The following is a 26544-nucleotide window of genomic DNA, read 5'->3' on the forward strand; positions in this document are numbered from 1 at the left end:
AGGTGACGCGAACCGCGGTCTCGCGGCCGTCGTAGCCGCCCATGGCGTCACCTCGGCGAGGGTGGGGTCGATCAGGCGCTAGACCGCGGCTGCGGCGAGCACCGGTCGGCCCAGTTGCGCGGGGATGTCGCCCGGCAGCTTCTCGTCAGGGTGGTGGCTGACGAGCACGACGATGCGATCGGCGAGAGCGGCGCGGAGGTTGCCCATGAGCCGCTCGGCGCTGGCAGCGTCGAGGTGGGCCGTCGGTTCATCCAGCAGCACCAGGTCGGAGCGGGTGAGCAGCATCCTCGCGACGGCCAGCCGCTGGCGTTCGCCGCCGGAGAGCCTGTCACCCAGGGAACCCGTGCGCGTGTCGAGCCCGAGAGGGAGTGAGTCGAGCAGGGCGCCGAGACCGGCGGTGCGCAGGGCCGCGAGCATCTCGGCGTCGGTGGGACGATCCGTGTGCTCCCGAGAGAGCATGAGGTTGCCGCGGATCGTCGAATCGAAGAGGTGCGCTTCCTGCGGGCACCAGGAGATGCGTGACCTCAGGGTCGCGGGATCGATGGCCGCGGCATCCACGCCATTGACGGAGAAGGTGCCGGATGCCGGCGCAAGAAAGCCCATGAGCGTGGCGAGCAGTGTCGACTTGCCGGAGCCGGACGGGCCCTCTGCGACGATCCAGTCACCGCGGGTCGCTGTCGCCGTGATCGGACCGAAGCTCGCGGAGTCGGCCCAGCCCACAGCCAGCCCCTCGAGTTGGAGCGAGTCGATTTGCGCAAGAGGAACGGTGCCCGTTGTCGTGCCGCGTGCCTGCGTGATGGCACGCACCTTCGCGAGGGCGCCAGCGAGGGCCGGCCACTGTTGCACGGCCTCGACCATGCCGGTGAGTGGTTCGATGAGGGCGATCGGCAGCAACACGAGCACCGCGACGATGCCCGGTTCGAGGGTCCCCGCCGCGGTAGCGGGTGCGGTGGCCGCCAGCATGGCCATGGATGCCGCACCGCAGGCCAGCACGACGATGCCGTTGCCGAGCCCCAGGGCGGCCGCGCCCCGGCGAGCGTGTGCGCCGGCAGCGGTGTCGAGCGCGGAGAGCCTGGCGAGCATCCTGTCCCCGATGCCGTTGGCCCGCAGGTCGCTTGCCGCGCCCACCATCGAGCTGAACTGGCGAACGACCTCGGTCTGAGTGTCGGCGATGCCGCGGGCAGCGGCACGGTCTGCGATGGCCGCGACAAGGGGGGCGATGACCAGGCTGACGAGAATCGCTGCGAGCAGCACGGGTACAGCGGGGGAATGTACCGACGCCGCAGCGATGACGGCGGCCACGGCCGTCGTGACGGCGACGCTGGCGGGCAGGATGACCCGTGGCACGAGATCACGCACCCGGTCTGCCGCGGCGACGAGGTGGTCGAGTGCGGTGGCGCCGGTTGCGACCGAGCGCGAGCCCATTCCCGCCGCGGCGAGCCCGCTCCAGAGCCGCTGGCGCAGGCTCGTCACTGAGCCGAGGACGGCGTCGTGGGTGACGAGCCGTTCGCAATAGCGCAGGGTCGCGCGGCCCAGTCCGAAGAAGCGCACACCGACGATGGCGACGGTGAGATACATGATGGGTGGCTGTTCGCTGGCGCGCACGATGAGCCAGCCCGACAGCGCCGTTAGCGTGACCGCGAAGATGGCTGCCCCGGTTCCGAGCGCTACGGCGGCGAGCATCCGGCCCGCGGTCGGGCGCAGAAAGTCAAGGAGTTCGGCGAATATGCCGGTGGAGGCATGCGCAATGGCAGGCGGAGCCTGTTCGCTGGCTGTCGGCTCTTCCGCGTCGACGGCCGGGCGGAATCCTCCCTGCGTTCCGAGTAGCACGCGACGCTCCGCGAGGCGCCGCATGCCCTCCTCATGGGACGCGAAGATGATGGTGACCGTGCCGCGGATCCCGGCAATTGCGCGCTCGACCTGTGCTGCGTGGGCGGGATCCAGGTGGGCAGTGGGCTCATCCAGCAGCAGCACGGTAGCGCCACCCGCCACGCGCACGAGCGCCCTGGCTACACCGACCCTGCGCAGCTCGCCGGGGCTGAGGCGCTCGGGGTCGTCATCGGCTACGGTCGACAGCCCGAGTTGCTCGATGACCCGGGTGACCGCTGTCGAGTCGTTCGCGTACAGGGCGATCTCGTCTCGGACCGTCGCCGCGACGGTATGCGGATGCTGCGGGGCCCATGCCACGGAATCGGGGTCGAACCCCGTGACGATGCCGTCGCTCGCCGGAACGATGCCAGCCAGCACTCCCAGAACCGTCGACTTGCCAGCGCCGCTCGGGCCTTCGATGGAGGTCACCGAGCCCCGATCGAACGTCACGTCGACGCCATCGATGGCCGCTTCGGCGCGCTCGGGATAGAGCACAGAGACGCCGACCATACGCAGCGTGGTGCCGGTCACGCGCACGTCGACGGGAACCGGCTGGTCGATGATGGCGCGGGCGCGGCGTTGCGCGGAAAGTCCATCCTGTGACGCGTGAAAGGCGGAACCGAGTTCCCGGAACGGCGCGAAACATTCCGGAGCGAGGATGAGCGCGACGAGCCCGACAGCGAGAGGGATGTCGCCATTGACGAGACGCAGTCCGACGAAAACGGCGACCACGGCGACGGAGATAGTCGAAATGACCTCGAGCACGAGGGACGACAGGAAGGCTGTGCGCAGCGTCAGCATCGTGGTGGCCCGGTGCTCGTCCGACACCCGGCGAAGCGCCTCGGACTGCTCCTCGACGCGGCCGAGGCCCACGAGCACCGGAAGTCCGCGAGCGAGCTCCACGAGATGATCCGAGAGGCGCTGCAGGGTGGCGGATGCGGCATCCGCCCGATCGCGCGTGTGCATGCCGACGAGCGCCATGAAGATCGGCACGAGCGGCACAGTGATGACGACGATCAGGGCGCTCACCCAGTCGGCGAACAGGATCCGCGTTCCGATGATCAGCGGAATCGTCGCTGCCGTGACCACCGCTGGCAGCGCCGTGCGGTAGTAGTTGTCCAGCTGGTCGAGCCCGACAGTCCCGACCGCTGTGGCCGATCCGGTGCCCACATCGGTTCCGGCGAGCATCCTGCCGGCGAGGTCGCGGCGCAACTGCTCCTTGGCGCCGATGGCGGCCCGGGTGGCATAGGACTGTGCGGCCCAGGCCACGAGCGCGCGCACGAGTGCCGCGGCGAGACCGATGGTGACGGCATCCTGCCACCGGTTGTCTCCCGCGATGACGGAGACTATGCCTCGGGAGAGCGCCTCGGCCATGGCGACCAGCGCCGCTGCCTTGAGCGCGGCAAGCAGGCCGAAGACGAAGGTGCGACGCCGATCGATCGTCATCGAGAGGCGGTTGCCGGCTCGACGATGTGAGCCTCAGGCAGATGGGTTTCGGAGAGGCGGCGGCGGAACACCCAGTATGTGTAGCCCTGGTAGACGAAGACCAGGGGAAGCCCGATCGCGGTCACGACGCTCATGACACCGAGGGTGTACTCGCCGCTCGAGGCATTCGTGACAGTCAGGTCGAAGGCGCTGTCGAGCGTCGAGGGGATCAGCACGGGGAAGACCGCGGCGAAGATGGACGCGGCCCCGAGCACGAGGAATGCCGCAATCCCCGCGAAGGCCCTGCCCTCCTGACCGGCGCGGGCAGCGATCCAGCCGTACACGACGGCGACGACGGCCAGCACGACGAGCGCCCAGGTGATGACGGTGCCCGACAGGAACTGCACAGCGAGCACCCAGCCGACGATCGGCAGCAGTGCCACGGGAGCCCAGCGCACCACGAAGGCACGCGAACGGTCACGCACGGGCCCGAGGGTCTTGAGCGAGAGGAACACGGCTCCGTGCACGAGGCAGAAGCCGATGACCGCGAGCCCACCGAGCACGGCGTATCCGTTCAGCCAGGCGAACGGGCCACCGACCCTGTCGCCGTTCGCGTCGATCGGAAGGCCGGTCGTGGTCAGGGTCAGCATGGCCCCGACACCGAACGCCGCGATGAACGATCCGATGCCGAGCGCCCTGTCCCACCAGGCACGCCAGCGGTCGGTCGCGCCCTTGCCGCGGTATTCGATGGCCACGGCCCTGAAGATCAGGCCGAGCAGCGTGAGAGTGAGCGGGATGTAGAGCGTCGAGAAGAGCGAGGCATACCAGAGTGGGAACGCGGCGAACGTGGCGGCCCCAGCGGTGATGAGCCAGACCTCATTGCCGTCCCAGACCGGCCCGATGCTGTTGAGCATGAGCCTGCGCTGGTTCTCGGTGCGTGCAGACACGAGCATGTGCATGCCGACGCCGAGGTCGAAGCCCTCGAGCAGGAGGTAGCCGATCCAGAGTGCCGCGATGGCGACGAACCAGATGGTGGGAAGAAGTTCCATGTCAGCCTCCTAGTACGCAAACGCGAGAACGTCGCGCTTGCCGGGGTCATCGGGATCGGTCGGGTTGTCGTCATCGTGCTCAGGATGCCCCAGCTCGGGCATTGCGGATGCCACACCGCCGCGCACGTACTTCACCAGCAGCTTCACCTCGAACACGATGATCACCGCGTAGACCAGGGCGAAGGCGATGAGGGAGAAGACGATCTCCTCACCGGTGACGCCAGGCGAGACGGCGGCAGCGGTGAACATGAACACTCCGTCGACACCACCCGGCGTCGGGTTGGGGGCCACCACGAACGGCTGCCTGCCCATTTCTGTGAAGACCCAGCCCGAGATGTTGGCGGCGAAGGGGGCCAGGATGCTCAGCAGCGCCGTCCACATCATCACTCGCGACTTCGGCACCGTGCCCTTGCGCGTCAGCCAGAGCGTGAGCACGGCGAATCCTGCGGCCAGGATGCCGAACCCGATCATCAGCCGGAAGCCCCAGTACGTGACCTCCATGATGGGCAGGTAGTTGATCGCCTGGCCGGCCCGCTCACCGTAGAGCGGGTCATCCGGAAGATTGGTCCCGTATTTCGCCTGGTACTCGGGGATCAGGGTGTTGACGCCCTTGATCTCCGTCGTGAAATCACCGTGGGCGAGGAACGACAGGATGCCCGGAATCTCGATGATCCCGGCCACGTCGTCACAGTTCTGCGAGCCCAGATTTCCGATCGACAGCACCGAGAAGCTCGTGCCGTCCTGGCAGGCCGCCTCCGCGGCGGCCATCTTCAGGGGCTGCTGCTCGAACATGAGCTTGGCCTGCAGGTCGCCGGTCAGGGCGACCCCGCCGAATCCGATGATGGCGACCACGGCACCGATGCGCAGGCTCTTGATCCAGACCGAGTGGTCGGTGCGGTCGCGGCCCGGGATGTCGAGCCGTTCGCCGACGACGACCCTGCCACGGGCATCCACTGTGTCGATTCCGTCGCGACGACGCTGCCAGAGCTGGTACCAGGAGATGCCGACCAGGAAGCCCGCGCCGACGGCGAGCGCACCCATGATGGTGTGGCTGTATGCCGTCAGGGCGGTGTTGTTGGTGAGCACGGCCCAGATGTCGTTCATGACCGGGCGGCCGTCGACGAGTTCCACGCCGACGGGGTGCTGCATCCAGGAGTTGGCGACGATGATGAAGAACGCTGACACGACGGAACCGGCGACGGCGATCCAGAGGGTGGCGAGGTGGAGCTTCTTGGGAAGCCGGCCCCAGCCGAAGATCCACAGGCCGAGGAAGGTGGATTCGAAGAAGAAGGCGAGCAGGCCCTCCATCGCGAGGGGGGCGCCAAAGACGTCTCCGACGAACCTGGCGTATTCGCTCCAGGCCATTCCGAACTGGAATTCCTGCACGAGCCCGGTCGCGACGCCGACGATGAAGTTGATCAGGTAGAGCTTGCCCCAGAACTTGGTCATGCGAAGGTACTTCTCGTTGCCGGAGCGCACCCACATGGTCTGCATGATGGCCACGAGCGGGCCGAGGCCCAGCGTGAGGGGCACCATGACGAAGTGATAGACGGTGGTAATGCCGAACTGCCAGCGAGCGATTTCGAGCGGGTCCATCCGCGATGCCTTCCTGCTATCGGTCGGAGTTCTCCTGACCGCAGCCCATATTTCAGGGGAAGCGATGCGCACCGACAGGGCCGTTGGTCCCGTCCGTCTGTTTCGGGCGATTTCTACGGTCCGTAGAACTATTTCTACACCCTTGTAGAAAACATTTCTACTCGGGGTAGAATTGACGCATGCACTCTCTCGGCGAACTCGAACGCAGCGTCATGGACCTGCTCTGGGCAAAAGGCGAGAGCCTGTCCGCTTACGATCTTCAGGCCAGGCTTGCCGAACCCGCCACGACCGGACGGGAGCTCGCGGCCACCACAATCCTGACCGTACTCTCGCGACTGGAGAACAAGAACTTCGTCGTGCGCGAGCGCGATTCACGGCCGCATCGGTACCGTGCCGTGGCCGGTCGTGAGGCGCATATGGCTGATCTCATGCACGAAGTGCTGGGCGGAGCATCGAACCGCACCGCTGTGCTCGAACGATTCGTGGGCCAGGTCAGTGCCGAGGAGGCGGAGACTCTCCGCCACCTTCTCAACGGTCGCTGACTCGACGGTCGCTGACCCCGATGATCGCGCCTCTGGCGCTCGCCGCGCTTGCGATAGCCCTCGCGTGGCCGGTCCCGTTGCTGCTCTCTCGCGCGACGTGGCCCGCGCGCGCTCCGGCTGCCGCGCTGCTGCTCTGGCAGTCGATTGCGGTCGCGGGCGGGCTGTCGATGATCGGCGCCTTGCTCACTTTCGGGTTGGCGCCATTCGGTGACGATCTCGTGTCGGGGGCGATGGGTCTGGCTGATCAGGGCGTGCTCGAGATAGCACTGCCCAACGCCCTCGCGCTCGCCGGTGCGGCCCTGCTTACCTTCCACCTGCTGCTCAACCTCACCCTGACCATCGTCAGGTCTGAGCGCCAGCGGCGTCGGCACGCCCAGCTTCTCTTTCTTCTCAGCTCACCGCTGCCCTCCGGCTCACGGATGATCGACAGCCGTGCCCCTGTCGCGTATTGCCTCCCGGGGGCGGTGACCTCGGTGACGGTCGTCTCCGCCGGGCTCGTCGAGCTTCTCGACGACGACGAGATGACTGCGGTGATCGAGCACGAGAAGGCACATGTGCAACAGCGGCACGATGTCGTTCTCGTCGCGTTCCGGGCCTGGTACGCCTCGCTCCCGTGGTTTCCCATCGCCTTCCGTGCCCAGCACGAGGTCGGTGTGCTGATCGAGATGCTGGCGGATGACCGAGCCCGCCGGGTCGTACCCGACTCCGTCCTCGCGCGAGCCATAGTGCTCGTCGGTGCTGAGCGCGGGAGTGGATCAGGTGCGGCGTCGGTTCCGGACTGGGACTCTGGCGGTGATTGGGACTCTGGCCGTGATTGGGATTCTGGCGGTGATTGGGATTCTGGCAGTGATGGGGGGGATGTGGCATCCACCGGCGAACTCCGCAACCGGATTGCGCGGCTCGACGCCCGCCCACTCACCGCTGCTGCGGAGGCCGCCGTCGTTGTCGCCGCGGTCGCCCTGCTGGCTGTGCCCACGGTGCTGCTGTTCGCGCCCGGGGTGGCAGCGCTGCTCTAGCAGCTGCGCGCCGGGGTGGCAGCGTGCCTGCCTCTGACGCTCCTCCCGTCTCGCCCACCTTCCCCCGCCTACCTTCCGAAACGACGGAAGCCAGCTCGCGGCACCGCGGAACTGCGTGGGTAGCCGGCGCCCACGGGTGGCAATCTCCGTCGTTTCGGAAGGGCACGTCGCATAGTGGGGACGTATGGCGGGATGCCATACGTTGCGAAACCAGGGGCCGCCAGCCGCCATGAGGGCGAGAAGGGATCGGCCGCGCTGCCCACCACGACCAGCGCGACCGAAGTATCAGGCCTGGGTCGGCGCCTTGCGGGCCGCAGGCTTGCGCGGAGCCGACACCGTGCGCGAAACCTTCGCGGGCACGGCAGCTGCGGCGGCCGGAGCCATAGCGCGCGGGGCGAGCCGCTGCAGCTGGGTGACGTGCTTCGGCTCGAGCTCCTCGATGCTCGTCACCTCGAGCAGCTTCATGGTACGCAGCAGCTGGTCTGAGAGAATCTGGATCGTGCGGTCCACGCCCTCGCGCCCGCCGGCCATGAGCCCGTAGAGGTACGCGCGCCCGATGAGCGTGAACTTCGCGCCCAGGGCCATGGATGCCACGATGTCGGCTCCGTTCATGATGCCGGTGTCGACCATCACCTCGACATCGTTGCCCACCTCCCGCACGACCTCGGGCAGCAGGTGGAAGGGGATGGGCGCGCGGTCGAGCTGGCGGCCGCCGTGATTGGAGAGCAGGATGCCGTCGACCCCAAGGGTCGCGAGCCGCTTCGAGTCCTCGAGGTTCTGCACGCCCTTGACGACGATCCGGCCCGGCCACATGTCGCGGATGAACTGCAGGTCGTCGTAGTTGATGGATGGATCCATCGCGGAGTCGAGCAGCTCACCGACGGTGCCGCCGGTTGAGGCGAGCGAAGCGAACTCCAGCGGCGGAGTGGTCAGGAAGTCCCACCACCACCACGGGCGGGGGATCGCGTTGATGATGGTGCCCGCCGTGAGCTGCGGCGGGATCGAGAATCCGTTGCGCTTATCGCGCAGGCGCGCGCCAGCGACGGGGGTGTCCACGGTGAACATCAGGGTGTCGAAACCGGCCGCGGCCGCACGTTCGACAAGCCCGTACGAGATCTCTCGCTGGCGCATCACGTAGAGCTGGAACCAGTTACGGCCGTGAGGGTTCGCGGCTTTGACATCCTCGATGGATGACGTCCCCAGCGTCGACAGGGTGAACGGGATGCCCGCCGCCGCCGCAGCACCCGCCCCCGCGATCTCGCCCTCGGTATGCATGAGCCGTGTGAACCCGGTCGGTGCGATGCCGAACGGGAGGGCGGAGGTTCCGCCGAGCACCGTAGTCGTCGTGTCGACACTCGACGCGTCCCGCAGGATCGACGGGTGGAACTCGATGTCTTCGAACGCCTGCCGCGCACGGGCGAGGGACAGTTCGCCTTCGGCAGCGCCATCCGTGTAATCGAACGCAGCCTTCGGGGTGCGGCGCTTCGCGATCGCCTTGAGGTCGTAGATGGTGAGCGCACCCTCGAGCCGACGCTTCTTGCCGTCGAGCTCGGGAGCCTTGAACTTCATGAGCTTTGCCAGCTCGACGGGGTTGGGGAACTGCCGCTTAACCATGGTGTGTCCTGTTCAGGTTGTGAAGGAGTCGGTCTCGGGCACCGGCGATGTGGTCCGTGATGAGCAGCGCTGCCAGCTCGGAGTTGCCGGCGCCGATGGCGTCGAGGATTCCCTGATGCTGCTCCGCGATGTCGTGCGCGCTGAGCAGCTGGGCCACTTGCACCTGCCCGATACATAGTTCGATCTCGCCCATGAGCAGTGAGTGCATCCGGGTGAGCCGGAGGCTCGGCTGCCCTTCGACCAGTGCGCGATGGAAGTCGATGTCGTGCCGGGCGAAGTCGGTTCCGGTGGAGATGGCCGCGTTGGCGATGAGTGCCGCCGGCGGCACGATTGACAGGGCGGCGAGAGCCGTCACCGCTTCGGATTCGACGATGGAGCGGTTGTAGTACAGATCCGCGATGTCGTCGCCGCGCAGCACAGGAACGCGGGCGGCGTGGTGCGGCTCGCGGCGCAGCAGTCCATCGACGACGAGCCTCTCGATCGCGAGCCGGGCGGTCGGGCGCGCAACACCGAAGCGGAGGGCGACAGCCGATTCCGTGATGGCCGAGCCCGGGGCATCCTGCTGGGTGAGGATGCTGGTGCGAAGCTGGTCGTAGATCGCGCCGGGGAGCACGGTGATGGTGTCGATCGACATCTCGCTCCCGCCTCATTGTGGTCCCACCGAAGAGATTGTCTAACAATGTACCAGATTGTCAGACAATCACGAGGGTGAATATCTCCGGGGCGAGAATGCCGCAGCCACGAGGGTGCGCAGCGACTCGAGGGAACCCGTTACGAGTCCCTGCGCTCTCGCCTGGATGAGCACATTGCCGATGGCGGTCGCCTCGACGGGACCGGCGAGCACGGGCATCCCGCTGCGATCCGCGATGAGCTGGCACAGTAGTTCGTTCTGCGAACCGCCACCGACGATGTGGATGACGCTCACCGGCTTACCCGACAGCTCTGAGGCCGTGCGCACCGCCGTCACGAACGCGACGCTGAGGCTCTCGATGATGCTGCGCACGAACGCCGCCCGGGACTCGGGCGGCTGGAGCCCGCGCGACACACACCACCGCGCAATTCGCGCTGGCATGTCGCCCGGTGCCAAAAAGCCGGGGTCGTCCGCGTCGAAGATGGTGACCGGAGTCTCGAGCGCCGCAGCGGCTGCGAGCAGTTCACCGAGATCGGGGGAGCCCCAGTCGCGCACGCACTCGCTCAGCAGCCAGAGGCCCATCACGTTGTGCAGGTAGCGCACGCGACCGTCGACCCCGCCCTCATTGGTGAAGTTCGCCGCCCTCGATGCCTCGGTCAGCACGGGGGCATCGAGTTCGACCCCCACGAGCCCCCAGGTTCCGCAGGAGATGTAGGCGAAATCGTCCAGGGTCGCGGGCACGGCCACGACTGCCGAGGCGGTGTCGTGCGAGCCGACCGCTGTGACCTGCACCGAACCGAACCGGCCGACGGGCGTACCGGGGTCGATGAGGGTGGGGAAGATCGAGCGGGGCAGGCCGAGCCGATCGACGAGCCCGTCATCCCACCGGCCGGTCGCGATGTCGAGCAACCCCGTGGTCGAGGCGTTGGTGCGCTCGGCGAACTGCTCGCCCGTGAGCCAGAAGTTGACGAGGTCGGGTACGAGTAGGAAGGAGTCGGCTCCCGCCAGGTCCGCCTCGGCAGCGAGCTGGTAGAGCGTGTTGAACGGGAGAAACTGCAGCCCGTTCGCGGCGTACAGCTCCGCGGGTGACACGAGTTCGTGCACTCGCGTGACCGCAGTCACGGTGCGCTCGTCGCGGTAGTGGAACGGGGCGGCGAGCATCCGGCCGTCCTTGATCAGGGCGTAGTCGACGGCCCAGGAGTCGACGCCGATACTGCAGATCTCCGGATCCTCGCGCGCGGCGGCGGCGAGCCCATCGAGTACGTGGCTGTAGAGCGCGTCGATGTCCCAGTGCAGGCCGTCGTCGCGCTGTACCGGACCGTTGGGGAACCGCGCGACGGGCCGCACGCTGAGTTCGTTGTGTCCGACATGACCGAGCATGACACGACCGCTCGTGGCGCCGAGGTCGACGGCGGCGACCGCCCTTGTCATCAGCGCAGGAAGGCCGCAGCGACACCCGCGTCGACGGGGATGTGCAGGCCGGTCGTGTGGCTGAGGTCTGAGGTGCAGAGCACGAACACGGCGTTCGCCACGTTCTCCGGCAGCACCTCGCGCTTCAGCAGGGTGCGCTGGGCGTAGTACTTGCCGAGGTCGTCTTCGGCGACCCCATAGACGGCGGCACGCTTGGCGCCCCAGCCGCCGGCGAAGATGCCGGAGCCACGCACGACGCCATCCGGGTTGATGCCGTTGACCTTCACGCCGTATTCGCCCAGCTCGGCCGCCAGCAACCGCACCTGGTGAGCCTGGTCGGCCTTGGTCGCCGAGTATGCGATGTTGTTGGGGCCTGCGAACACCGAGTTCTTCGACGAGATGTAGATGATGTCGCCGCCGAGCTTCTGGTCGATGAGCACTTTCGCTGCCGCCCGCGAGACCAGGAACGAGCCTTTCGCCATGACGTTGTGCTGAAGGTCCCAGTCGGCGACGGTGGTCTCGAGCAGGCTCTTGGAGAGCGAGAGTCCGGCGTTGTTGACGACGAGGTCGAGCCCCCCGAAGGCGAGTACCGTCTGGTCGATAGCCGACTGTACAGCCGCCTCGTCCGTCACGTTCGCGACGATGCCGATCGCGACATCCGAGGTGCCCAGCTCTGCGGCGGCCTCCTGTGCCCTGGCCAGGTCGAGGTCGGCGATGACCACACACGCGCCCTCGGCCGCGAGGCGGGTCGCGATGGCCTTGCCGATTCCGGATGCCGCGCCGGTGACGAGCGCGATCCTGCCGGCGAGCGGCTTCGGCTTCGGCATCCGCTGGAGCTTCGCCTCTTCGAGCGACCAGTACTCGATCGCGAACTTCTCGGCGTCGGAGATGGGCGAGTAGGTCGAGATGCCCTCGGCGCCGCGCATGACGTTGATGGCGTTGATGTAGAACTCGCCGGCGACGCGTGCGGTCTGCTTATTCGCGCCGTAGCTGAACATGCCGACGCCGGGGATGAGCACGATCGCGGGGTCAGCACCGCGCATCGCCGGGCTGCCCTCGATCCTGTACTTGTCGTAATACTCCGCATAATCGGAACGGTAGGCGGTGTGCAGTTCGTCGAGCCTGGCGATGGATTCCTCGACCGTGGCGCTCGCGGGAAGGTCGAGCACGAGCGGCTTCACTTTGGTGCGCAGGAAGTGGTCGGGGCAGCTCGTGCCGAGCGCCCCGAGTCGCACGTGCTCGGCGGAGGCGAGGAAGTCGGTGACCACCGGCGCATCCGTGAAGTGTCCGACCTGGGGACGGTCGGTCGAGGCGAGCCCCCGGATGTGGGCGGCGAGAGCCGCAGCCTTCGCGAGTCGTTCTTCTGCTGGCAGCGCTCCGTACCCCTCGAGTGGAGCGCCGAACGGCTCGGCCTTGCTGTTAGCCGCGATGAAGTCTTCAGCTGTAGCGATGATCCACAGGCTGTTGGCTTCGGCCTCGTCACTGGTGTCTCCCCAGGCTGTGATGCCGTGCCCGCCGAGGATGCAGCCGATCGCCTCGGGATGAGCCGCCCTGATGGCCGCGATGTCGAGACCGAGCTGGAAGCCGGGTCGACGCCACGGCACCCAGACCACCCTGTCACCGAAGGCCTTCGCGGTGATGGCCTCCCCATCGGCGGAGGTGGCGAAGGCGATACCGGAGTCAGGATGCAGGTGGTCGACGTGGGCGGCATCCACCAGTCCATGCATGGCCGTGTCGATGGAGGGAGCCGCTCCCCCCTTGCCATGCAGCGTGTAGTCGAAGGCCGCGACCATCTCGTCCTCACGGTCGAGACCGGGATAGACGTCGACGAGCGCGCGCATGCGGTCGAGGCGCAGCACCGCGAGGCCGGACTCCGTGAGGGTTCCGAGGTCTCCGCCCGAGCCTTTCACCCAGAGCAGCTCGACGGGTTCCCCGGTGACGGGGTCGATCTCGGTGCCCTTCGCGGACGTGTTGCCGCCGGCGTAGTTCGTGACCCTGGCGTCGGAGCCGAGGCGGTTCGAGCGGGCGACGAGTTCTGCCGCGGTGGGGTTGGTCATGGTTTCCTTCGAGGTGGTTGAACGGGGTGCTGCGTCAGACCTGGCGGAAATCGATTCCCAGCAGGTTGGCGGCGGCTTTGTAATCTGAGGCGCGGTGACCGAGGGACAGGCTCCAGTGGTGACCGATTCCTGTGGCGCTCCACTCGTCGACCCATTCACCGGGATCCCGGCCGAAGTCGACCCGTGACGTGGTGTTGCCGATCGCGAGGAGCGGGCCGGGCACGACAGTTCCCTCCGAGGCCACGAAGGCGAGAGCACCATCGCGGTCCTGTCCGAGGCCCAGCAGCGTGACAGGTCCCTGACGCACGTCGAATTCGACGCTCACTCCCCAACCACGCTTGCCGTGGTAGATCCCGAGACCGCGCAGCAGGGGATCCTGTGAGCTGACGGCGAGGTGTGCGGGGCCGTCGTGGCCCATTTCCACGACGTTGTCGTCGAAATTGAGAGCCTGGATCTCGGTGAACGAACCACCGGCCCCGATGACAGTGGTGGCGAGCTGGGCGACAGTCGTGCGCAGCTCATACTCACCGGTCGAGGGGATGCCGCGGGCGGTGAGCAACGATGCACCCAGGATCATGCCGGCGCCCAGTCGTTCGTGCTGCTCACCGTCGAGGCCGCGATGGTAGTAGGCGAGACTGTCCAGGTCGAAGTCGTCGACGAGCCTGTCGAGGGCGACCGATACGCGGGCGCCCCAGGCGAAGTCATCCTCCACCACGGTGTCGTCGATGGTGAAGATCTGCCGTGCCAGGTCCATGCGCGCGGTGGTCTCGGCATCCGTGACCTGTTCCACACGCTGGCGCAGGTCGTCGAACTCGAGCACTTCGACGTGCGAACCGAACGTCGTCGGCAGCAGCGTGAGGTCGGTCGAGACATCCAGCATTCCCGGATAGACGTGTCCCATCAGTCCGTGCCTGGCGTGGCGGAGGGCGGCCCGGATATGAGCCGCATTGATCCACTGTTCGATGCGCGCCCAGGCTGATTCCTGCCGCAGGTATCCCGATACCGAGCGGAAGGGGATCCCCGCCCGCCGGAACACGTTGCCGACCTCGGGTACAGGGCACTGCCCGCAGTATGCGAGCCACAGTCCCGTGTCGAAGTTCGCGCGGTCCATCTTCTCCGTCGGCTGCAGGTCGATCACGAGCACCGGGGTGTTGCTGCGCTGGGCGATCGGGAGAACCATCGATGAGGTCAGGTAGGTGGTGAGGAACATGACGATCAGGTCGCAGTCCGCGACGCGGAGCTTCTCGCCCGCAGCGACACCCTCCTGTGCATCCGAGATGAAGCCCACGTCGATGACGTCCGCATCCATCTGCTCGAACCGGTCCGAGACATACGTCGCCGACTCCTGCAGTTGCGGAAGCAACCCGGGAAACTGCGGCCAGTACGTGCCGAGCCCACCGGCCACGAGCCCGATACGGGTCTTTCGGCGGTTCTTCGGGGGCAAGAGTTCTGAAAGTCCTGTCATGATCTGCTCCTTCGGGCTGTCGAGAGCCTAGGCTCCCCAACTCGCCTGCTGGCCGCCCACGCGGTCTGTGGCAATCTGCTTCTGGTAGCCGGATGCCGCATACGCAGCCATGGGGTCACCGTCCAGCCCGCGCGACTCACGCCACTCCGCCAGGTCTGCGCGCACGTCGGTGTAGAACGCGTCCATCAGGATGCCGTTGGCGCCGAGCACGTCGCCGGCATCCTGAGCGGCCTTCAGTGATTCCGAGTCGACGAGGAGTGCGCGCGCCGTCATCTCCTGCACGTTGAGCACCGAGCGGATCTGACCGGGGATCTTGTCTTCGACGTTGTGGCACTGGTCGAGCATGAACGCGACGCCGCTGTCTGTGCCATAGCCCCCGCCGCGCACGACCTCGACGAGGATCCTGAACAGCTGGAACGGATCTGCCGCTCCGACGATGAGGTCGTCGTCGGCGTAGAAGCGCGAGTTGAAGTCGAACGAGCCGAGCTTGCCGAGGCGCAGCAGCTGCATCACGATGAACTCGATGTTCGTCCCCGGAGCGTGGTGACCGGTATCGAGGCACACGAGGGCGCGCTCGCCCAGGGCCGCGACCTGGGCGTAGCTCGTTCCCCAGTCGGGCACGTCGGTGTGGTAGAAAGCCGGCTCGAAGAACTTGTACTCCAGCACGAGACGCTGGCTCTCGCCGATGCGGGCGTAGATCGTTCCGAGCGATTCGGCCAGACGATCCTGGCGGCCACGCAGGTCGCCCTGGCCCGGGTAGTTGGTGCCATCGGCGAGCCAGATCTTCAGGTCGCGGGATCCTGTCGCATCCATGATGTCGATGCATTCGAGGTGGTGATCGATGGCCTTCTGGCGAATCGCAGCGTCGGTGTGGGTGAGTGAGCCGAACTTGTAGTCGTCGTCCTGGAAGGTGTTCGAGTTGATGGTTCCGAGGGCAACGCCGTGGTCTTCGGCGAAGGAACGCAGCGCTGCGTAGTCGTCGACCCTGTCCCAGGGGATGTGCAGGGCGACGCTCGGCGACAGCGCGGTGAATGTGTTCACCTGGGCGGCGTCAGCGATTTTCTCCTGCGGGGTACGTGGTGTTCCCGGGGTGCCGAACACCTTGAATCGCGTGCCCGAGTTGCCGAACGCCCAGGACGGGAGCTCGATGGCCTGCTCTTCCAGGCGGGGGGCGATGTCAGAGAAAGTGGTCACGAGAGGTCCTTGTCGATGCGGGAGAGCTGGTCGGAGAGGTTGAAGACTTCGGTGAGGCGCAGGAATCCCTCGTCTGCGGGAACCTCGAGGTCGACGAAGTTGTCGGCCATGGCTGCCTGCCACTTCGCATTCACGTCGGTGGCGGCCATGCCGTCGAGGGAGGACTGGAGGTCATCGGACTCGAAGTATCCGATGAGCAGTCCGTCGTCGCGGAGGAAGAGCGAGTAGTTGTGCCAGCCGGTCGCCTCGAGTGCGTCGAGCATGTCAGGCCAGACGGCGGCATGGGCTTCGCGGTACTGCTCGATGCGGTCCGGCTTGACCTGCAGCTGGAAGCAGACGCGCTCTCGCGTGGCCTCGAGGCGGTCGGTCATGGGGTGTCCTTTGGTGAGGTGGTGGGGGCCGACCCTGCGGCCGGCCCCCGGTTGGTGCTGGTGGTTAGAACGAGATGTAGTCGTACTCGTCGATGTTCTCTGGCGTGAACTTGAGCAGTTCCCCGACGATCACGAGTCCGTCCTTGCCGACGGTGTATTCGCCGAGCTTCCCGCCGTCGAACGTGTCGCCTTCCTCGCCCGTGATGGTGCCGTCGAGCAGAGCCTTGCCGGCGTATGCGGTCAGGTATCCCACGTCAGACGGATCCCACAGGGCGAACGCCTTGACGGTGCCGTCCGTGAGGTACTCCTTCATCTGGCCGGGCAGGCCGAGGCCGACCAGTGCGACCTTGCCCTTGTACTCCGAGGTGGAGAGGTAGCGGGCTGTGGCAGCGATACCGACCGTTGTGGGCGAGATGATGCCCTTGAGGTTCGGGTATGACTGCAGCAGGCCCTGGGCCTCCTGGAACGACTTGGTGTCGTCATCGTCGCCGTATACGGTCGAGACCAGGTTCCATTCGTAGTCGGGGTTGTCGGCGATCTGCTGCTTCATGGCATCGATCCAGGAGTTCTGGTTAGGTGCCGCTGCTGTTGCTGACAGGATCGCGATCTCGCCGGTGCCACCGATCTGATCGAAGAGCTGCTCCAGCTGGCCGGCAGCTACTCCCTCGACCGAGGTCTGGTTGATGAAGAGGTCACGGCACTCGACGGCGGAGTCGGAGTCGAAGGTGATGATCTTCGCTCCACCGGCGCGGGCGTCCTCGAGCGCGGGGCACACGGCGTCCGGGTCGTTGGGCGATACCGCGATGATGTCGGTGCCGTTCTGCACTTCGGTCTGGATGAACGGGATCTGGGTGTCGGCGCCAGCATCGAGAGCGGCCGCCTCGTTGTACGTGAAGCCCAGGTCGTCTGCGGCAGCCTTTCCGCCGGAGAGTTCGAGGGTGATGTACGGGTTGTTGAGGGCCTTGGGGATGTAGGTGATCGACGCGCCATCGCTCGACCCGCCTTCTGCTCCCCCACCGGTGTCTCCGGCGGCGCAGCCCGTCATTGCCAGCGCTACAGCGGTCCCCGCTGCCGCGAAAGCGGCGAAGCGGCGACGCCCGTGATTGCGAATCAACTTCATTGTCTTTCCTTCTTTTAGGGTTTCCGACTCCTGGTGCGGTGTCGGCCGGCCCCGGGGCTAATCCCGGGGAATACTGCGGCGCACGCGCCTGCTGTACTGCCTTTGCTTGACCGCGTCGAACACGCTCGGGCCGACGACAGAGACGATCAACAGCGATCCGGTGATGATGATCAACACGACGTCAGGCACGCGCTGTAGCCGCAGGGCGTAGTTGATGCTGCTGATCACGAGCACTCCGGAGATGGCGCCGACAATGGTTCCTCGCCCGCCGAAGATCGAGATTCCACCCAGCAGCACGGCGGCGATCACCGTGAGCTCGAGTCCTGTTGCGCTGTCGCTTCGTGCGCTGTAGTAGAGGGCCCAGAAGATTCCGACGATGCCGCAGGTGACGCCGCTGGCGACGTAGAGCCAGAACTTCGACAGGGCCACATTGATGCCCACGAATGTCGCTGCTTCCGTGCTGTAACCGAGCGCGTACAGGCCACGACCGAACGGTGTGAAGTGGAGCACGACGGCAAAGATCCCGATGATGAGGGCGACGACGAGAATGACGACAGGAATTCCGGTCGTACCCAGCTTCTGGTTGATGAAGGTCGAGAACTCGCCCGGATACTGGCTGCTCGACACCGAGTTGTCTCCGATGAAGACGAGGGTCAGCCCCCGGTAGAGGGCGAGCGTACCGATGGTGACGGCCAGGGAGGGCAGGCCCACGAAGGCGATGAGGGCGCCGTTGACGGCCCCGGCAACCATGCCGACAAGCACTGCGACCAGCACGGCTGGCCCGAAATCCCAGCCCTGGAGTGTCAGGGTTCCGATCGTCGACGTGCTCAGCCCCACGATGCTCGCGACCGAGAGGTCGATCTCTCCGGTGATGATGATGAGCGTCATGGGCAGCGCGATGAGCAGCACAGGTACCGCATTCAGCAGCAGGTAGCCCACGGTGACGGGAGAGGCGAATCGCGGAAGCGCGATGCTCGCCACCAGCAGGATGGCCACGAGCACTCCCACCAGCAGGGCGTCCCTGCTGGTGAGCCGTGAGAGCGGGCCGCGGGGCCTATCGGAGACGGCAAGAGTTTCAGACATCGCGGGCCTCGCTTACTCGGAGCTTCCTGGCTGTTCGCAGGCTCGCGATTCGATCAATGATGATGGCGGACAGGATCAGCGCTCCGACGACAGCCTGCTGCCAGAACTTATCGACCCTCAGAGCGGTCAGGGAGCTGGTGATCGTGGTGAGCAGGAGCGCTCCGATGGCTGCGCCGACGACAGAGCCGGAACCACCGAAGATGGCGACCCCTCCCACGACCGCTGCGGCGACGACGTCGAGCTCGATCCCCGTTCCCGTTGTCGCGCCCACCGAACTGAATCGCGAGGCGTAAAGAACACCGGCCAGCCCCGCGAGCGCACCGTTCGCAACGAACGCAGTGACGACGCGGCGCTTGATGGGGATGCCAAAGAGTTTGGCGGCATCCGGATCTGAGCCGATGGCGTAGAAGTCGCGCCCCCCTCGCGTCGCGGCAAGCGCTATAGCTATCACCAGGAGCACCGCCAGGGCGATGAGAGTGATGATGGGAAACCCGAGGAAGGTATCGACAGAAAGGTTGCCGAACGCCGCTGGGCGGTCACCGGAGAAGTACTCCTTGCCACCGGCCCAGGCATTATTGATTCCTCGGTAGATGTAGAGCGTCCCGAGGGTGATGACGAGTGCAGGCACACCTGCCGCGGTGACGAGAAGTCCGTTGACGGCGCCCAGTAGAACTCCGATCGCGATTCCGGCGAGGAACACCAGGGGAATCGGGATGCCGGGAAAGGTCGCGAACAGGGTGCCGGTGAGGAATCCGGAAAGACCGAGGATCGAGCCGACAGAGAGGTCGACGTTGCGGGTAATGAGCACCAGGGCCTGGCCCGTCGCGAGGATGATCACGATGGTGGCGTTGAGCAGCAGGTCTTTGACGCTCTGACTGCTCAGGAACCGGGGGTTGGCCAGAAAGGTGATCGCTACCAGAGCGACGAGTGCGACAGATACCGGGATTTCACGCAGCCTGATCAGGTGGCCGATACTGGCGCCGACACTTCGGCGCCCCGTGTAGTCAGCGGTTGTCATCGGGCGTCCTCCCTGGCTCCCGTTGCCGCATGCATCACGGTCTCGGGTGTTGCATCGGCGCGGTCGAGTTCAGCCGCGATCCGTCCCTCACGAACGACGATCACGCGATCTGACATTCCCAGCACCTCGGGGAGCTCCGAAGAGATCATCAGGATGGCGATGCCGCGACCGGCGAGTTCGGAGAGCAGCCTGTGTACTTCCGCTTTGGTGCCGACGTCGATCCCGCGCGTCGGTTCGTCGACGATGAGCAGTGTCGGCTCGGTCGCAAGCCACTTGGCGAGCACCACCTTCTGCTGGTTGCCTCCGGAGAGCGTGGAGACCGAGGCATCGAGCGAGCCTTTCACCTGCAGGAGTTTGGTCCAGCTCGCAGCCTCGCTGCGCTCTTTGGCGCCATTGATGATGCCGAATCGCGCGAGGCTGTGTCGCAGCGTGAGGGCTGAGTTGCGGGCGACGGAGAGATCCATCACGAGACCCTGCTTACGGCGGTCTTCAGGAACAAACCCGAGGCCAGCGTTGATCGCGGCCATCGGGTTATGAGCTGGCAGGTCTTTTCCGAGAAAGCGCACGGTGCCCGTGTCGTAGCGATCGATGCCGAAGATGGCGCGGGCGATCTCGGTGCGCCCGGCCCCGACGAGTCCAGAGAGCCCGACGATCTCGCCTGAGCGCACGACGAGGTCTACGTCGCTGAACACCCCGGCCCGGCCGAGTCCGCTGACCTCGAGAACCACGTCCCCGATCACGGCATCCTGCTTCGGAAACAGGGCTTCGATATCGCGGCCGACCATCTCGCGCACGATCTGAGCCACCGTGACGTCGCCTGTGGCGTGGGTGCCGATGTAGTGGCCGTCGCGCATCACGGTGATGCGATCACACAGGTCGAACACCTCGTCGAAGCGGTGCGAGATGAAGAGGATGGCGGCGCCCTTATCGCGAAGCCCGCGTGCGACAGTGAAGAGCCGCTCGACCTCGGTGCCCGAGAGCGCGGCGGTCGGTTCATCCATCACCAGCACCCTGGCGTCGAGGGAGATGGCCTTGGCGATCTCGATGATCTGCTGGTCCGCGATCGACAACCCCTCGGCAACGCGATCGGGGTCGATCGGCACTCCCAACTGTGCGAACAGCTCCCTCGCCTGTGCGCGCATCTCGGAGCGGTCGATGAGCCCCCATCTCCCGCGGGGCTGTCGACCGATGAAGATGTTCTCGGCAACGGTGAGGTCAGGAAAGAGTGTCGGCTCCTGATAGATCACCGAGATGCCGGCGGCCTTGCTGTCGGCTACCGTGCGGAATGACACAGGCTCGCCTGCGACGCGAAAGTCGCCGGCGTCGGGGTGGTACAGACCGGCCAGGATCTTGACGAGGGTCGACTTGCCCGCGCCGTTTTCTCCCACGAGCGCGTGGATCTCACCGGCGCGCAGTTCGACCGTGCCGTTGGCGAGGGCTATGACCGGGCCGAAGGATTTCGCAGCGCCAGCAAGCTCGAGGGCTGCGACGAAGGTTTTCTCCGCGGGTATCGACATTGATGTTTCCTGCCTCGGCTCTGAGGAGCGGTTGAATCGTTTTAATTCTTGGGGCGGTTGAACTCTACGATGGGTAGCGCCGAAGCGTCAAGTCACGATCCGTTCACAATGAATCCGGCGTAGTTCGTTGTCGGAGATCACTTGGGTGTAAACATGGATCGATTCAATTCGGCGACGAAGGTCGCTCGAAGGAGGCAGGCCGATGACGGTAGTGAGTGTTCGCGATGTCGCTGAGCGCGCCGGCGTCTCGGTGGGGACTGTTTCGAATGTGATGAACCACCCCGAGAAGGTCTCGGCGGCGACTGTAGCCAGGGTGCGATCAGCGATCGACGATCTCGGCTTCATCCGTAACGATGCTGCGCGGCAACTGCGTGACGGGCGCAGCAAGACCATCGGCCTCATCGTGCTCGATGTGCGCAACCCGTTCTTCACCGATATCGCTCGCGGTGCGGAAGACCAGGCAGCCGCCGCCGGACTCACCGTCACCCTCGGGAACAGCGACGAGAATACAGACCGCGAATCCACCTACCTCGACCTGTTCGAGCAACAACGGGTGCACGGGGTGTTGATCTCGCCCTATGCCGACATCACGCAGCGATTGCTGAGGCTCCGAAAGCGCGGCATTCCGGCGGTGCTCGTCGACAGGACCAGCACCGATCTTTCGGTGAGCTCGGTCTCGGTGGATGACATCGCGGGCGGCCGTCTCGCCGTCGAGCACCTGATCGCGCAGGGCCGGCGTCGGATCGCCTACATCGGCGGACCGATGGAGATCCGCCAGGTCGCCGACCGGCTGGAAGGTGCCAGGCATGCCGTCGCGGTCAACCCGGATGTCACGCTCGATGTGATCCCGATCGATGCCCTGAGCGTGATCGCCGGCCGCGCAGCAGGAGCCGAGATCCTCACGAGACCCGCCGCGCAGCGACCGGACGCCATCTTCGCCGCGAACGACCTGGTCGCCATGGGAGTGCTGCAGGCGCTCATGATGCAGGGTCACGGAATGCTGGTTCCCGAACAGATCGCGCTCATCGGCTACGACGACATCGACTTCGCGTCGGCTGCCGTGGTGCCGCTGTCGTCCATCCGCCAGCCGAGTGCGCTGATCGGGCAGACCGCTGTCGAGATCCTTCTCGACGAGGCAGCCGACCCCACCATCGAGGCCCGCCAGGTCGTGTTCCAGCCGGAGCTCGTGGTCAGGGCGTCCACTCGTCGGTGACGGGCGACTCCGGATCCGGAGGTCGCCGGCCAGGTCATTCCCCGGATGTGATTCCAGCGATGGCGGGCGCCCGAATCGTCACCCTAAGCTCGCGCTATGAGAATCTGGGTGGCCTGTGCGAGCATCCTCATCCTGTCCGGCTGCACAGCCGCTCCCTCCGCTGACTCGCCCTCAGTATTCCCCGCCGGTTCCGTTGTGGACTATCAACTCGGCGGCAAATACCCGCCGCCAGCGGGCGTGACGGTGGTCACGAGGGACAGCCTCGACGAGCCAGAGCCTGGCCTGTATTCGATTTGTTACGTGAATGGCTTCCAGACCCAGCCCGGCACCGAATGGCCCATCGAGCTGGTCGTGCGGGGCGACTCCGGCGCAGCGCTGGTCGACCCCAACTGGCCCGACGAAAACATCATCGACGTCTCTACGGCGGCGAAGCGGACGGATGCCGCGGCACGGGTCACCGCCATGATCGACCGTTGCGCTTCCGCCGGGTTCGACGCCGTCGAGTTGGACAATCTCGACTCGTATACACGCTCAGGGGGAGCGCTGACCCTCGGCGATGCGGTGGACTTCGCCACCATTCTTGTTGCTCACGCGCACGACCTCGGCCTCGCTGCGGGCCAAAAGAACACCGGTGAGTTGGGCACGCGTGGCCGGGACGACATCGGTTTCGACTTCGCCGTCGCTGAGGAGTGCGACCAGTACGAGGAGTGCGGGAGCTTCACCGAGGTGTATGGCGACCGGGTCATCGACATCGAATACACGGATGAGTTGCGTCGTTCGTTTGCGGAGGTGTGCGCCGATGCCGCGACACCGGCATCCACCATCCTGCGAGATCGTGACCTCTCGCCGCCTGGCAGCAGTGGATACGTTTACGACCGCTGCTGACGCCGCGAGGCACAATGGATGCATGCCACTCACAGGAGAATACGAACCGAGCACGTCCGACTGGGCCCGCAAGCAGGCCGAACTCTACGAGGCGACGGATGGTGCTGAGGGCGGCGAACTGCGCGGCATGCCCGTCATCGTGCTGACGACGGTGGGCGCGAAATCCGGCAAACTGCGCAAGACGGCGTTGATGCGGGTGGAGCACGATGGCACGTATGCCGTCGTAGCATCGCTCGGCGGCGCCCCGAAGCATCCTGTCTGGTACTTCAATATCGTCGCGCAACCGCATGTGGAGCTGCAGGATGGCGCCAGCAAGCTGGACTACAGGGCACGGGAAGTGACGGGTGCCGAGAAGGTCACATGGTGGGATCGCGCCGTTGCGGCGTATCCGGACTACGCCGACTACCAGGAGAAGACTGACCGCGAGATCCCGGTCTTCGTGCTGGAACCGTTCAGCGCCTGACGCTCACCGCCGGGCGGTGTCTGTCGTCGCCGTGTGCAGTCGGTACAGGCTCGTCGTTGCCGTCAGGTAGAGCTCGGTGCCGTCGTCGCCGCCGAAGCAGAGGTTGCTCACGGTCTCCGGCACAGGCACGTCGAGCAGCGGCTCGCCGTCGGCGGCGAACACCTGGATGCCCGACCCGCTCGACGTCCAGACCCGGCCGGCGACATCCACCCTGAAGCCGTCGGCGACCCCGTCCGGCTCGACGAACACCCGCCCGTTGAGGGCCGCTCCGTCGACGACGTCATAGACGCGGATCTGCTGCAGCGCCGAGTCGTCGGTCGTGGGGCCGGTGTCTGAGACATAGAGCAGGGATTCATCCGGGGAGAAGGCGAGCCCGTTCGGGTAGACCATGTCCGAGATCACGACGGTGGGGATACCGTCCGGCGACACACGAAAGACGAAACAGCTGTCGTAGTCCTGCGGCCCCGGTCGACCTTCTCGACCGCTCGGGTGCAGGCCGTACGGTGGATCGGTGAACCAGATGGATCCGTCAGAGGCGACGACGACGTCGTTCGGCGAGTTGAAGCGCCCGCTGCCGAAGCGATCGACGACCACCTGCACTGTGCCATCGACGTCGCGCTCGATGGCTCGACGGCCCTGGCTGCACTGCACGACGTTGCCATCGAGGTCCAGCGTGCGTCCGTTCGAGAACTCGGCGTCGTCGGTGTAGACGGTGGTCTCGCCACTAGCCGTCGAGAACTGCATGATGCGGTTGTTCGGGATGTCGCTGAACCGCACGGTCCTGGAGCCCGGAACGTATACAGGCCCTTCGAGCCAGATCCCACCCGTCCAGAGCGATTCGAGGTGGACATCGCCCGCCAGTAAGGTGCTCGCCGTGTGCATGGGGACAACGGTACCGGCATCGCCGAACCGGCATTCACTGGGTAGTCTGACTCCGTGCGAACCGTCGGAGCTGTGGTTTCCCCGGGCCCGCGGCTTCGACCGGCGCGACCCGGACGGGTCGTCGTCATCGGCTTCGCGGTCGCGACGATCGTCGGGACTCTGCTGCTCATGCTGCCGATTTCCCGGCCCGGCCCGGGCGGCGCCTCCTTCATCGAGGCATTCTTCACCGCCACCTCCGCGATCTGTGTCACCGGGCTGATCATCGTCGACACTCCGGTCGCATGGACGGTGTTCGGGCAGGTCGTCATCCTCGTCCTCATCCAGATCGGCGGGCTGGGCGTGATGACCTTCGCATCGATCGTGGGCATCGCCGTGGTGCGCCGGCTCTCGCTCCGGTCACGACTCACCGCAGCGGCCGAGACGAAAAGCACGGGAGTGCTCGACGTCAACAAGATCGTCGGCAGCGTGCTGAAGATCTCCCTCCTCATCGAGGGCGCGGTGGCGGTCGTCCTGTTCCTGTGGTTCGCGTTCGCGCTGAACTACCCGCTGGGTAAAGCTCTCTGGTTCGCGGTCTTCCACGCCGTGTCGTCGTTCAACAACGCCGGGTTCGCGCTCTACAGCGACAGCATGATGGGGTTCGTGACCGATCCCGTCGTCTCCCTGACACTGAGCGCATCCATCATCCTCGGCGGGCTGGGATTCCCGGTGCTCGTTCAGTTGCGTCGCGAGTGGCGCCGCCCCCTCCGCTGGACGATGAACACCCGCATCGTGGTGGCGGCGACCATCTCACTGCTCGTGCTCGGCACGATCTACATCACGGCGATCGAGTGGTCCAACCCCGCCACCCTCGGCCCGCTCGACTGGCCAGGCAAGATCCTCGCTGGCTTCTTCCAGTCGGTGCAGACCCGAACAGCCGGGTTCAACAGCATCGACATCGGGTCGATGGATGACGCGAGCCAGTTCGGCATGATCGCGCTCATGTTCATCGGCGGAGGTTCGGCCGGAACGGCGGGTGGAATCAAGGTGACCACCTTCGCTGTGCTGCTGTTCATCCTCGTCGCGGAGATCCGTGGCGACGGCGTCGTCAACGTGTTCGGTAAGCGACTCTCGCGCGCCGTTCATCGGCAGGCGATCGCTCTGGTGCTCCTCTCGGTCGGAGTCGTCGTGGCGGCGACGATCGCGATAATGATCATGTCCGGCCTGGCGCTCGGTCCCGTGCTGTTCGAAGCGGTCTCGGCCTTCGGCACCGTGGGGATGTCGGTCGGCATCACCGCGGGTCTTCCCGTGGGGGCCCAGCTCATCCTGATTGCTCTCATGTTCCTCGGCAGACTCGGGCCGATCACCTTCGCGTCTGCGCTAGCACTGCGGGATCGCGAGATCCTGTACCAACTCCCCAAGGAAAGGCCGATCATTGGCTAAGTTGTCGCTCTTCACCTCGAAGGATGCCGGGATCGCGTCGCAGGCGAACTCGGTCGCCGTGATCGGCCTCGGGCGGTTCGGGGCGTCACTCGCGCTGGAGCTCGTCGCGAGCGGAACCGAGGTGCTCGGCATCGACACGAGTGAAGACATAGTCCAGGGGCTCAACGGGCAGCTCACCCACGTCGTCATGGCGGACTCCACGAAGGAGGAGGTGCTGCGGCAGTTGTCGGTGCCAGAATTCGACCGTGTCGTGGTGGCGATCGGCAACGATGTGGAGGCGAGCATCCTGACGACCTCCCTGTTGCTGCGACTGGGGGTCACCAACCTGTGGACGAAAGCGGTCAGCGATGCGCACGGCACCATCCTCGAGCAACTCGGTGTGCAGCACGTCGTCTACCCGGAGAAGGAGATGGGGCGCAGGGTCGCGCATCTGGTGCGCGGCTCCATGCAGGACTACCTCGAGATCGGCGACGATTTCTCCCTCGTGAAGATGGCGCCGCCGCAGGGGATCGTCGGGCGGACCCTCGGGGAATCGAAGCTGAGATCCACCGCCGGAGTGACGGTGATCGCCGTGCTACCGGTCGGTGGGACCTGGAGCCACACCACCCTCGACACCGTCATCAGGGCGGATGACACCATCCTCGTATCGGGGCCGACCCGCAAGGCGGAAGCGTTCAGCCAGCAGTTCTGAGCGCAGAAGACCCG

The 26544-nt window shown here is 66.0% G+C and carries 22 protein-coding genes; 7 read left to right on the plus strand and 15 right to left on the minus strand.

Features of this window, described 5'->3' with window-relative positions:
• Window positions 1-78 precede the first annotated feature (78 nt).
• From cydD to IWX81_RS08175, 3 genes are read right to left on the minus strand one after another with little or no spacing between them, the layout of a single operon-like run.
• Entirely contained in the window at window positions 79-3315 is a 3237-nt protein-coding gene (gene cydD, locus IWX81_RS08165) for a thiol reductant ABC exporter subunit CydD (RefSeq protein WP_199280813.1), read from the minus strand.
• On the minus strand, window positions 3312-4343 hold the full coding sequence (gene cydB, locus IWX81_RS08170) for a cytochrome d ubiquinol oxidase subunit II (RefSeq protein WP_199280814.1): 1032 nt from the start codon (window positions 4341-4343) through the stop codon (window positions 3312-3314). The genes cydD and cydB overlap by 4 nt, the downstream gene beginning before the upstream one ends.
• A gap of 9 nt (window positions 4344-4352) precedes the next feature.
• Entirely contained in the window at window positions 4353-5939 is a 1587-nt protein-coding gene (locus IWX81_RS08175; RefSeq protein WP_199280815.1) for a cytochrome ubiquinol oxidase subunit I, read from the minus strand.
• Between the two features lie 179 nt (window positions 5940-6118).
• Here IWX81_RS08175 and IWX81_RS08180 point away from each other — a divergent pair, with 179 nt between their 5' ends.
• Both IWX81_RS08180 and IWX81_RS08185 read left to right on the plus strand, forming a co-directional pair.
• Window positions 6119-6481: a BlaI/MecI/CopY family transcriptional regulator gene (locus tag IWX81_RS08180; protein ID WP_199280816.1), complete on the plus strand. Its 363-nt coding sequence runs from the start codon at window positions 6119-6121 to the stop codon at window positions 6479-6481.
• Window positions 6482-6501: 20 nt separating this feature from the next.
• The gene (locus IWX81_RS08185; protein ID WP_199280817.1) at window positions 6502-7497 is read left to right on the plus strand and encodes a M56 family metallopeptidase; all 996 of its coding nucleotides are present in this window, start codon (window positions 6502-6504) and stop codon (window positions 7495-7497) included.
• 285 nt (window positions 7498-7782) lie between these two features.
• On the opposite strand, the gene IWX81_RS08190 is transcribed toward IWX81_RS08185, so the two are convergent.
• The 11 genes from IWX81_RS08190 to IWX81_RS08240 form a co-directional block, all read right to left on the minus strand.
• Complete coding sequence (locus IWX81_RS08190; protein ID WP_199280818.1) at window positions 7783-9111, minus strand: alpha-hydroxy acid oxidase; 1329 nt, start codon at window positions 9109-9111, stop codon at window positions 7783-7785.
• On the minus strand, window positions 9104-9745 hold the full coding sequence (locus IWX81_RS08195) for a GntR family transcriptional regulator (protein WP_199280819.1): 642 nt from the start codon (window positions 9743-9745) through the stop codon (window positions 9104-9106). The genes IWX81_RS08190 and IWX81_RS08195 overlap by 8 nt, the downstream gene beginning before the upstream one ends.
• 66 nt (window positions 9746-9811) lie before the next feature.
• The gene (locus IWX81_RS08200; RefSeq protein ID WP_199280820.1) at window positions 9812-11173 is read right to left on the minus strand and encodes a rhamnulokinase; all 1362 of its coding nucleotides are present in this window, start codon (window positions 11171-11173) and stop codon (window positions 9812-9814) included.
• Window positions 11173-13209, minus strand: a complete 2037-nt coding sequence (locus IWX81_RS08205) for a bifunctional aldolase/short-chain dehydrogenase (protein WP_199280821.1) — start codon at window positions 13207-13209, stop codon at window positions 11173-11175. Before IWX81_RS08205 ends, IWX81_RS08200 begins: the two co-directional genes overlap by 1 nt.
• 34 nt (window positions 13210-13243) lie before the next feature.
• The gene (locus tag IWX81_RS08210; RefSeq protein WP_199280822.1) at window positions 13244-14674 is read right to left on the minus strand and encodes an L-fucose/L-arabinose isomerase family protein; all 1431 of its coding nucleotides are present in this window, start codon (window positions 14672-14674) and stop codon (window positions 13244-13246) included.
• Between the two features lie 27 nt (window positions 14675-14701).
• A complete protein-coding gene (gene rhaI, locus IWX81_RS08215) occupies window positions 14702-15868 on the minus strand; it encodes an L-rhamnose isomerase (RefSeq protein WP_199280823.1) in 1167 nt (388 codons plus the stop codon).
• Window positions 15865-16239 (minus strand): L-rhamnose mutarotase, encoded by a 375-nt coding sequence (locus IWX81_RS08220; protein WP_199280824.1) that lies wholly within the window; start codon window positions 16237-16239, stop codon window positions 15865-15867. Before IWX81_RS08220 ends, rhaI begins: the two co-directional genes overlap by 4 nt.
• Before the next feature lie 64 nt (window positions 16240-16303).
• The gene (locus IWX81_RS08225; RefSeq protein ID WP_199280825.1) at window positions 16304-17359 is read right to left on the minus strand and encodes a rhamnose ABC transporter substrate-binding protein; all 1056 of its coding nucleotides are present in this window, start codon (window positions 17357-17359) and stop codon (window positions 16304-16306) included.
• A 57-nt stretch (window positions 17360-17416) separates the two neighbouring features.
• Window positions 17417-18442: an ABC transporter permease gene (locus IWX81_RS08230; protein ID WP_199280826.1), complete on the minus strand. Its 1026-nt coding sequence runs from the start codon at window positions 18440-18442 to the stop codon at window positions 17417-17419.
• Complete coding sequence (locus tag IWX81_RS08235; RefSeq protein ID WP_199280827.1) at window positions 18435-19460, minus strand: ABC transporter permease; 1026 nt, start codon at window positions 19458-19460, stop codon at window positions 18435-18437. The genes IWX81_RS08230 and IWX81_RS08235 overlap by 8 nt, the downstream gene beginning before the upstream one ends.
• Complete coding sequence (locus tag IWX81_RS08240; RefSeq protein ID WP_199280828.1) at window positions 19457-20977, minus strand: sugar ABC transporter ATP-binding protein; 1521 nt, start codon at window positions 20975-20977, stop codon at window positions 19457-19459. Before IWX81_RS08240 ends, IWX81_RS08235 begins: the two co-directional genes overlap by 4 nt.
• A gap of 202 nt (window positions 20978-21179) precedes the next feature.
• Between IWX81_RS08240 and IWX81_RS08245 the strand changes: the two genes are divergently transcribed.
• The 3 genes from IWX81_RS08245 (at window position 21180) to IWX81_RS08255 (ending at window position 23538) form a co-directional block, all read left to right on the plus strand.
• Entirely contained in the window at window positions 21180-22190 is a 1011-nt protein-coding gene (locus IWX81_RS08245; protein ID WP_199280829.1) for a LacI family DNA-binding transcriptional regulator, read from the plus strand.
• Window positions 22191-22286: 96 nt separating this feature from the next.
• Window positions 22287-23075 (plus strand): endo alpha-1,4 polygalactosaminidase, encoded by a 789-nt coding sequence (locus tag IWX81_RS08250; protein ID WP_199280830.1) that lies wholly within the window; start codon window positions 22287-22289, stop codon window positions 23073-23075.
• A gap of 22 nt (window positions 23076-23097) precedes the next feature.
• Window positions 23098-23538: a nitroreductase family deazaflavin-dependent oxidoreductase gene (locus IWX81_RS08255; protein WP_199280831.1), complete on the plus strand. Its 441-nt coding sequence runs from the start codon at window positions 23098-23100 to the stop codon at window positions 23536-23538.
• A gap of 3 nt (window positions 23539-23541) precedes the next feature.
• Here IWX81_RS08255 and IWX81_RS08260 read toward each other — a convergent pair whose 3' ends face one another.
• The gene (locus tag IWX81_RS08260) at window positions 23542-24420 is read right to left on the minus strand and encodes an SMP-30/gluconolactonase/LRE family protein (RefSeq protein ID WP_199280832.1); all 879 of its coding nucleotides are present in this window, start codon (window positions 24418-24420) and stop codon (window positions 23542-23544) included.
• A 54-nt stretch (window positions 24421-24474) separates the two neighbouring features.
• Between IWX81_RS08260 and IWX81_RS08265 the strand changes: the two genes are divergently transcribed.
• Complete coding sequence (locus IWX81_RS08265; RefSeq protein WP_334593585.1) at window positions 24475-25839, plus strand: TrkH family potassium uptake protein; 1365 nt, start codon at window positions 24475-24477, stop codon at window positions 25837-25839.
• A complete protein-coding gene (locus IWX81_RS08270) occupies window positions 25832-26530 on the plus strand; it encodes a potassium channel family protein (RefSeq protein WP_199280833.1) in 699 nt (232 codons plus the stop codon). Before IWX81_RS08265 ends, IWX81_RS08270 begins: the two co-directional genes overlap by 8 nt.
• Window positions 26531-26544 lie beyond the last annotated feature (14 nt).

The organism is Salinibacterium sp. CAN_S4 (assembly GCF_015752305.1).
Classification (GTDB): Bacteria; Actinomycetota; Actinomycetes; order Actinomycetales; family Microbacteriaceae; genus Rhodoglobus.